General features: G+C 52.6%; 2 tRNA genes and 3 rRNA genes. All 5 read left to right on the plus strand.

What is annotated here, in order from left to right:
- The first annotated feature begins 196 nt into the window (after positions 1-196).
- The 5 genes from HJ583_RS18860 (at position 197) to rrf (ending at position 5,466) form a co-directional block, all read left to right on the plus strand.
- Positions 197-1,727 (plus strand): 16S ribosomal RNA (locus HJ583_RS18860).
- 129 nt (positions 1,728-1,856) lie between these two features.
- Positions 1,857-1,933, plus strand: a tRNA-Ile gene (locus tag HJ583_RS18865).
- 23 nt (positions 1,934-1,956) lie between these two features.
- Positions 1,957-2,032: transfer RNA gene (locus tag HJ583_RS18870), tRNA-Ala, on the plus strand.
- A 295-nt stretch (positions 2,033-2,327) separates the two neighbouring features.
- Positions 2,328-5,214: ribosomal RNA gene (locus HJ583_RS18875) — 23S ribosomal RNA — on the plus strand.
- Positions 5,215-5,352: 138 nt separating this feature from the next.
- Positions 5,353-5,466, plus strand: a 5S ribosomal RNA gene (gene rrf, locus HJ583_RS18880).
- The 16S, 23S and 5S rRNA genes sit together here with 2 tRNA genes alongside, the layout of an rRNA operon.
- Positions 5,467-5,471: the final 5 nt, after the last annotated feature.

Raw genomic sequence — 5,471 nt, forward strand, 5'->3', positions numbered from 1 at the left:
CCTCTCGCAAACGATGCAGCGCAGTAAGAAGCGTAGCAAAGAATGCAAAAGCCCGGAAACGGGATGCTCTTTAAAAAATAGAACAACCGATAGGTGTGGGTACTTGGTCAGAGTGGCTGTCTTCGGATAGCTGCAAAAATGATTGAGTACTCAACACAAAGTCAGTAATGAATTTGAGTTGAGCTTTGAAAAGATTGAACTTAAGAGTTTGATCCTGGCTCAGATTGAACGCTGGCGGCATGCCTTACACATGCAAGTCGAACGGATCAGAGGGGCTTGCTCCTCTGGTTAGTGGCGAACGGGTGAGTAAAGCATCGGAACGTACCCAGTTGTGGGGGATAACGTAGCGAAAGTTACGCTAATACCGCATACGCACTGAGGTGGAAAGCGGGGGACCGAAAGGCCTCGCGCAATTGGAGCGGCCGATGTCGGATTAGCTAGTTGGTGAGGTAAAGGCTCACCAAGGCGACGATCCGTAGCTGGTCTGAGAGGACGACCAGCCACACTGGAACTGAGACACGGTCCAGACTCCTACGGGAGGCAGCAGTGGGGAATTTTGGACAATGGGCGAAAGCCTGATCCAGCCATGCCGCGTGAGTGAAGAAGGCCTTCGGGTTGTAAAGCTCTTTCAGACGGAAAGAAATCTTTCGGGTGAATATCCCGGAAGGATGACGGTACCGTAAGAAGAAGCACCGGCTAACTACGTGCCAGCAGCCGCGGTAATACGTAGGGTGCGAGCGTTAATCGGAATTACTGGGCGTAAAGCGTGCGCAGGCGGTTGCATAAGACAGATGTGAAATCCCCGGGCTCAACCTGGGAACTGCGTTTGTGACTGTGTAACTAGAGTACGGTAGAGGGGGGTGGAATTCCTGGTGTAGCAGTGAAATGCGTAGATATCAGGAGGAACATCGATGGCGAAGGCAGCCCCCTGGACCTGTACTGACGCTCATGCACGAAAGCGTGGGGAGCAAACAGGATTAGATACCCTGGTAGTCCACGCCCTAAACGATGTCGACTAGTTGTTCGGGAAGGTGACTTCTTGAGTAACGTAGCTAACGCGTGAAGTCGACCGCCTGGGGAGTACGGCCGCAAGGTTAAAACTCAAAGGAATTGACGGGGACCCGCACAAGCGGTGGATGATGTGGATTAATTCGATGCAACGCGAAAAACCTTACCTACCCTTGACATGCCTGGAAGTCTGCAGAGATGCGGATGTGCCTTCGGGAACCAGGACACAGGTGCTGCATGGCTGTCGTCAGCTCGTGTCGTGAGATGTTGGGTTAAGTCCCGCAACGAGCGCAACCCTTATCATTAGTTGCTACGCAAGGGCACTCTAATGAGACTGCCGGTGACAAACCGGAGGAAGGTGGGGATGACGTCAAGTCCTCATGGCCCTTATGGGTAGGGCTTCACACGTCATACAATGGTCGGTACAGAGGGTTGCCAAGCCGCGAGGTGGAGCTAATCCCAGAAAGCCGATCGTAGTCCGGATTGGAGTCTGCAACTCGACTCCATGAAGTCGGAATCGCTAGTAATCGCGGATCAGCATGTCGCGGTGAATACGTTCCCGGGTCTTGTACACACCGCCCGTCACACCATGGGAGTGGGTTTCACCAGAAGCAGGTAGCCTAACCGTAAGGAGGGCGCTTACCACGGTGGGATTCATGACTGGGGTGAAGTCGTAACAAGGTAGCCGTATCGGAAGGTGCGGCTGGATCACCTCCTTTCTAGAGCAAAGCTCTGGTCAAGTATCCACAACCTATCGGTTGTTTGATTAAGCAGTAGGGACTGGGAACACAAGCTCATTTAGAAATAAATAGCTTGCCTGAACACTGGCGCCCGGTCTGATACGGATCGGGTCAGTAGCTCAGTCGGTTAGAGCACCGTCTTGATAAGGCGGGGGTCGTAGGTTCGATTCCTACCTGACCCACCACAGAATGCGTGAAATCATGCATTGGGGGATTAGCTCAGCTGGGAGAGCACCTGCTTTGCAAGCAGGGGGTCGTCGGTTCGATCCCGTCATCCTCCACCAAGTCTCTGACTGAAGTACCTAAGTGGTGATTAAGCCATGCGCAGCGAGACTGCACATAGCCTAATCACTCTTTATGAGTGATCGGTTGTACTGCTCTTTAAAAATCTGGAAGGCAAATTAAACATCGATTGAAAGTCGATTGCAGGCAACTGCATGAAACAGACAATCGAATGGGTAGTGATTGCATCGGATTGTTGTTTGCGAACCAGCGGCAACAGTCCAACATAAACGATGTACTAGTTCGCCTGTAACTTCCTGGGAGTCTGACAAGATGACCCAGGGTTCAAAGTTATAGGATCAAGCGACTAAGTGCACGTGGTGGATGCCTTGGCGATTACAGGCGATGAAGGACGTGCAAGCCTGCGAAAAGCTGCGGGGAGCTGGCAATGAAGCTTTGATCCGCAGATGTCCGAATGGGGAAACCCACCTCGTAAGAGGTATCCCTGACTGAATACATAGGTCAGTGGAAGCGAACCGGGAGAACTGAAACATCTAAGTACCCCGAGGAAAAGAAATCAACCGAGATTCCCTGAGTAGTGGCGAGCGAACGGGGAAGAGCCTGTACGTGATAATTCAATTGTTAGCAGAACGGTCTGGAAAGTCCGGCGATAGTGGGTGATAGCCCCGTATGCGAAAACAATTGGATGGTACTGAGCGTACGACAAGTAGGGCGGGGCACGAGAAACCCTGTCTGAATATGGGGGGACCATCCTCCAAGGCTAAATACTCGTAATCGACCGATAGTGAACCAGTACCGTGAGGGAAAGGCGAAAAGAACCCCGGGAGGGGAGTGAAATAGATCCTGAAACCGCGTGCATACAAACAGTGGGAGCCTCGTAAGGGGTGACTGCGTACCTTTTGTATAATGGGTCAGCGACTTACGTTGTGTGGCGAGCTTAACCGAATAGGGGAGGCGTAGCGAAAGCGAGTCTGATAAGGGCGAATCAGTCGCACGGCGTAGACCCGAAACCAGATGATCTATCCATGGCCAGGATGAAGGTGCGGTAACACGTACTGGAGGTCCGAACCCACTAACGTTGAAAAGTTAGGGGATGAGCTGTGGATAGGGGTGAAAGGCTAAACAAATCTGGAGATAGCTGGTTCTCCCCGAAAACTATTTAGGTAGTGCGTCGTACGGACACTTGCGGGGGTAGAGCACTGTAATCGTTGAGGGGGTCATTGCGATCTACCTCGCGATAGCAAACTCCGAATACCGCAAAGTGATATACGGCAGACAGACAGTGGGTGCTAACGTCCATTGTCAAGAGGGAAACAACCCAGACCGCCAGCTAAGGTCCCAAATGCATAGTTAAGTGGAAAACGAGGTGGGAAGGCATAGACAGCTAGGAGGTTGGCTTAGAAGCAGCCACCCTTTAAAGAAAGCGTAATAGCTCACTAGTCGAGTCGTCCTGCGCGGAAGATGTAACGGGGCTCAAACTATGAACCGAAGCTGCGGATGCGTACTTAGTACGTGTGGTAGGGGAGCGTTCCGTAAGCCTGTGAAGGTGGATCGAGAGGTCTGCTGGAGGTATCGGAAGTGCGAATGCTGACATGAGTAGCGATAAAACGAGTGAAAAGCTCGTTCGCCGAAAGCCCAAGGTTTCCTACGCAACGTTCATCGGCGTAGGGTTAGTCGGCCCCTAAGGCGAGGCAGAAATGCGTAGTCGATGGGAAACAGGTGAATATTCCTGTACCGATTCTTGATGCGATGGGGGGACGGAGAAGGTTAGGCCAGCCAGGCGTTGGATGTCCTGGTTCAAGCCCGTAGTCGTGCCCGGTAGGCAAATCCGCCGGGCTTAGATGAGAGGTGATAACGAGTCTGCTTGCAGACGAAGTGGTTGATACCCTGCTTCCAGGAAAAGCCTCTAAGCTTCAGTCAAGAATCGACCGTACCGCAAACCGACACAGGTGGGCAGGTTGAAAATACCAAGGCGCTTGAGAGAACTCAGGAGAAGGAACTCGGCAAATTGATACCGTAACTTCGGGAGAAGGTATGCCTCTGTAGCTTGTAGATGAACAATCGAAGGGCGAAGAGGCCGCAGAGAATCGGTGGCTGCGACTGTTTATTAAAAACACAGCACTCTGCAAACACGAAAGTGGACGTATAGGGTGTGACGCCTGCCCGGTGCCGGAAGGTTAAGTGATGGGGTGCAAGCTCTTGATCGAAGCCCCGGTAAACGGCGGCCGTAACTATAACGGTCCTAAGGTAGCGAAATTCCTTGTCGGGTAAGTTCCGACCTGCACGAATGGCGTAACGATGGCCACACTGTCTCCTCCTGAGACTCAGCGAAGTTGAAATGTTTGTGAAGATGCAATCTCCCCGCGGCTAGACGGAAAGACCCCATGAACCTTTACTGCAGCTTTGCATTGGACTTTGACGGGACTTGTGTAGGATAGGTGGGAGGCTATGAGACCGGGACGCTAGTTCCGGAGGAGCCGTCCTTGAAATACCACCCTGGTGTCGTTGAGGTTCTAACCTTGGTCCGTGAATCCGGATCGGGGACCGTGCATGGTAGGCAGTTTGACTGGGGCGGTCTCCTCCCAAAGAGTAACGGAGGAGTACGAAGGTCTTCTAGGTACGGTCGGACATCGTACTGATAGCGCAATGGCAAAAGAAGGCTTGACTGCGAGACCCACAAGTCGAGCAGGTGCGAAAGCAGGTCATAGTGATCCGGTGGTTCTGTATGGAAGGGCCATCGCTCAACGGATAAAAGGTACTCTGGGGATAACAGGCTGATTCCGCCCAAGAGTTCACATCGACGGCGGAGTTTGGCACCTCGATGTCGGCTCATCACATCCTGGGGCTGTAGCCGGTCCCAAGGGTATGGCTGTTCGCCATTTAAAGTGGTACGCGAGCTGGGTTTAAAACGTCGTGAGACAGTTTGGTCCCTATCTGCCGTGGGCGTTGGAAGTTTGAGGGGGCCTGCTCCTAGTACGAGAGGACCGGAGTGGACGGATCTCTGGTGTACCGGTTGTGACGCCAGTCGCATTGCCGGGTAGCTAAATCCGGAAGAGATAAACGCTGAAAGCATCTAAGCGTGAAACTCGCCTCAAGATGAGACTTCCCTGGGACTTCGAGTCCCCTGAAGGGTCGTTCAAGACCAGGACGTTGATAGGTCAGGTGTGGAAGCGCAGTAATGCGTTAAGCTAACTGATACTAATTGCCCGTGCGGCTTGATCCTATAACCCTGAACACATTACAAGCGAACCCGACTTTTACGTCGGATACACATCGCGCAATCATCACCCATACCAATTTGCCTTCCAGCACACCTTCGTGACCCAAGCAACGCGCTCGCGTCACGAAGCACAAGTTATAGTCTGACGACCATAGCGTTTCGGCTCCACCCCTTCCCATCCCGAACAGGACCGTGAAACGAAACCGCGCCGATGATAGTGTGGTCCGCCCATGCGAAAGTAGGTCATCGTCAGACTACCC

This window comes from Uliginosibacterium aquaticum (assembly GCF_012972705.2).
In the GTDB taxonomy this organism is placed as follows: Bacteria; Pseudomonadota; Gammaproteobacteria; order Burkholderiales; family Rhodocyclaceae; genus Uliginosibacterium; species Uliginosibacterium aquaticum.